This is a genomic window from Ideonella sp. P3_A4, from assembly GCF_056403075.1.
On sequence record NZ_JBFUGE010000563.1, the window covers coordinates 1 to 3,917 of the forward strand.

Annotated in this window: 3 protein-coding genes; 1 reads left to right on the forward strand and 2 read right to left on the reverse strand. The window is 64.5% G+C overall.

The features are described from left to right. Both AC1DYI_RS28975 and aceE read right to left on the reverse strand, forming a co-directional pair. On the reverse strand, positions 1-227 hold a 227-nt coding region (locus AC1DYI_RS28975), incomplete at its 3' end, for a biotin/lipoyl-containing protein (protein WP_477207580.1). Between the two features lie 19 nt (positions 228-246). Continuing rightward, entirely contained in the window at positions 247-2,952 is a 2,706-nt protein-coding gene (gene aceE / locus AC1DYI_RS28980; protein ID WP_477207581.1) for a pyruvate dehydrogenase (acetyl-transferring), homodimeric type, read from the reverse strand. A 196-nt stretch (positions 2,953-3,148) separates the two neighbouring features. Here aceE and AC1DYI_RS28985 point away from each other — a divergent pair. Next, positions 3,149-3,917: cache domain-containing protein (locus tag AC1DYI_RS28985; protein WP_477207582.1), on the forward strand; the 769-nt coding region annotated here is incomplete at its 3' end.

Genomic DNA, 3,917 nt, shown 5'->3' on the forward strand with positions numbered 1-3,917 from the left:
AGCAACAGCAGCAGGGTGCCTTCGTTGACCTTGTCACCCAGGCCGATCTTCAACTCCTTCACCACGCCGCCGTGCGTTGAAGGAATCTCCATCGAGGCCTTGTCACTTTCGACCGTGACCAGGCTCTGTTCGGGCTTGACCGTGTCGCCGGGTTTGACCAGCAGCTCGATGACGGCCACGTCCTTGAAGTCCCCGATGTCGGGGACTTTCACTTCAACCAATGCCATGTGCGTTGTCTCCTGCCGCTCAGGCGTAGAGCGGGTTGATCTTGTTCGCGTTGATGCCGTACTTGGCAATCGCTTCGGCGACCTTGGCGGCCGGCAGGCTGCCTTCGTCGGCCAGCGTCTTCAACGCGGCGACCACAATGTAATGGCGGTTGACCTCGAAGTGCTCACGCAGCTTGGAACGGAAGTCGCTGCGGCCAAAGCCGTCGGTGCCCAGCACCTTGTAGGTCCGCCCCTTCGGGATGAAGGCGCGGATCTGCTCGGCATAGTTCTTCATGTAGTCGGTCGATGCGATCACCGGCCCGGCGTGCGGGTTCAGTTGCTCGGTCACGAAAGGCACGCGCGGCTTGTCGGTCGGGTGCAGCAGGTTCCAGCGCTCGCAGTCCTGGCCGTCGCGGGTCAGCTCGTTGAAGCTCGGGCAGCTCCACACATTGGCGGCCACGCCCCAGTCGGCTTCGAGCAGCTTCTTGGCGGCGATCGACTCGCGCAGGATCGTGCCGGAGCCCAGCAGGTTGACGCGCGGGGTCTTCTTCGCGCCCTCTTCCAGCAGGTACATGCCCTTGATGATCTGCTCTTCGGTACCGGCCTTCAGGCCAGGCATCGGGTAGTTCTCGTTCAGCAGGGTGATGTAGTAGAAGACGTTCTCTTGCTTCTCGACCATGCGCTTCAGGCCGTGCTGCATGATCACGCCCACTTCGTGCGCGAAGGTCGGGTCGTAGCTGACGCAGTTCGGGATCGTGCCGGCCAGGATGTGGCTGTGGCCGTCTTCGTGCTGCAGGCCTTCGCCGTTCAGCGTGGTGCGACCTGAGGTGCCGCCGAGCAGGAAGCCGCGGGCCTGCATGTCGCCCGCCGCCCACGCCATGTCGCCGATGCGCTGGAAGCCGAACATCGAGTAGTAGACGTAGAACGGGATCATGATCCGGTTGTTCGTCGAGTACGACGTGGCTGCCGCGATCCACGAACCCATGCCACCGGCTTCGTTGATGCCCTCTTGCAGGATCTGGYCGGCCACGTCTTCCTTGTAGTAGGAGACCTGGTCGCGATCCTGCGGCGTGTACTTCTGGCCGTCGGGGTTGTAGATGCCGATCTGGCGGAACAAACCTTCCATGCCGAAGGTGCGCGCCTCGTCGACGAGGATCGGCACGGTGCGGGGCCCCAGTTGCTTGTCACGCAGCAAGGTGGTCAGGAAGCGCACGTAGGCCTGCGTCGTCGAGATCTCGCGGCCTTCGGCGGTCGGGTCTAGCACCGACTGGAAGGTGGCCAGATCAGGCACCGGCATGCTCTCTTCGGCCTTGCTGCGGCGCTGCGGCAGGTACCCGCCCAGGGCCTTGCGCCGCTCGTGCAGGTAGCGCATTTCCGGCGTGTCTTCGGCCGGCTTGTAGAACGGGATCTTCGCCAGCTCGCTGTCTGGGATGGGGATGTTGAAGCGGTCGCGGARGGCCTTGATGTCTTCGTCGGTCAGCTTCTTGGCCTGGTGGGCGATGTTCTTGCCCTCGCCGGCCTTGCYCATGCCGAAGCCCTTGACGGTCTTGATCAGCATCACCGTCGGCTGGCCCTTGGTGTTGACGGCCTTGTGGTACGCGGCGTAGACCTTCTTCGGGTCGTGGCCGCCACGGTTCAGGCGCCAGATGTCGTCGTCGCTCATCTTTGCGACCATCTCCAGCAGCTTGGGGTGGCGGCCGAAGAAGTTCTTGCGCACGAAGGCACCGTCGTTGGCCTTCATCGCCTGGTAGTCGCCGTCCAGCGTGTCCATCATGACCTTCTTCAGCAGGCCGTCCTTGTCGCGCGCCAGCAGCGGGTCCCAGTACGAGCCCCAGATCAGCTTGATGACGTTCCAGCCGGCACCGCGGAACTCGCCTTCCAGCTCCTGGATGATCTTGCCGTTGCCGCGCACCGGGCCGTCCAGGCGCTGCAGGTTGCAGTTGACGATGAAGATCAGGTTGTCGAGCTTCTCGCGCGCGGCCAGGCCGATCGCGCCCAGGCTTTCCGGCTCGTCCATCTCGCCGTCGCCGCAGAAGACCCAGACCTTGCGCTTGCTGGTGTCGGCAATGCCGCGGGCGTGCAGGTACTTGAGGAACCGCGCCTGATAGATCGCCATCAAGGGCCCGAGGCCCATCGAGACTGTCGGGAACTGCCAGAAGTCGGGCATCAGCTTCGGATGCGGGTAGCTCGACAGACCCTTGCCGTCGACCTCTTGCCGGAAGTTCAGCAGCTGTTCTTCGCTGATGCGGCCTTCCATGAAGGCACGGGCGTAGATGCCGGGGGCCGAGTGGCCCTGGATGTAGAGCAGGTCGCCGCCATGGTCGGGCGTGTCGGCATGCCAGAAATGGTTGAAGCCGGCGCCGAACATCGTGGCGACCGAGGCGAACGAGGAGATGTGGCCGCCCAGGTCACCGCCGTCTTCGGGGTGCAGGCGGTTGGCCTTGACGACCATCGCCATCGCGTTCCAGCGCATGTAGGCGCGCAGGCGTTCTTCGATTTCCACGTTGCCCAGGCATTGGGCTTCGTCTTCCGGCTCGATCGTGTTCACGTAGCCCGTGGTGGCCGAGAACGGCTGGTCCACGCCGTGCTGGCGGGCATGTTCCAGCAACTGTTCGAGCAGGAAATGGCCACGATCGCGGCCTTCCGTGTCGATGACGGCCGACAGGGCGTCGAGCCATTCGCGGGTTTCCTGTGCGTCCGCATCGTTGGCGGCGGCGCCCAGGAAAGGTTCAGGCAGGGCGGACATCTTTGTCTCCTCGTGGATGGCCAAAACGGGCCGGCTTCGTGGTCGGCGCGAAGTTTCGCACAGCCCGATTGGATTTTCAAATGGTGGCTGCGCGTTTCATATTGTGGTGTCTACGTAGACCACCGGTTCAGGCGATTGGCACGATTGGCCACGCGGCGTTTCGGCATGGCAAATGCAGCCCCCGATAATCGCGCCAATGGCTCTGGCACGCGAACCGCTCAAACCTTCCCCGTCGCGCCTGCAGCGCTTGTTCGGCCGCTGGTGGCGACAGCAATCGCCAGCGCGGCAAGACCGCTTCGCGACCATCGGCCCGCTGGTGTCGGTGCTGATGTTCCTGGCCGCGATCACCGCGGCCTTCTGGTACCTGCGCAACGAGGAAATCGACCGCGCCACCGACGCGCTGCGCCGCGACACCGAGGTCGCCCAACAGCAGATCCGCCTGCACCTGATCGAAAACCAGGAGCAACTCGTGCGCATCGCACGCGAGCTGGTCACCAAGGACATCGACACCGCCGAGTTCCTGGGCCAGGCCGGTGCCTTCCAGCGAGAACGGCCCGAGGTGCGCCACTTCACCTGGGTCAACGCGCAGCGGCGCGTGCGTGCCAGCCAGGCGGTGCTGAGCTTCCACCCGGAAGAAGGCAGCGGCACCATCACGGCCGACCCATCCCTGCCGGCCGAAGGCCGCCGCAGCGAGGCCGAGTACGCCTTCATCGCCGCGCGTGACACCCGCCAGCCGGTCTATTCGCGCCCCTTCACCGATGCCAGTGGGCTGGCCGTGTTCCAGGTCCAGATCCCGCTGATCGACCGCAGCAATTTCGCCGGCACGCTGATCGTCGAGTACTCGGTCGAGGCGCTGGTGCGCTTCTTCGTGCCAACCGAGGTGACGCGTCGCCATCTGGTCAGCGTGCTGGGGCCGGACAGCCGCGTGCTGGTCAGCACAGTGTCGTCAATGCCTGGCCAACCGG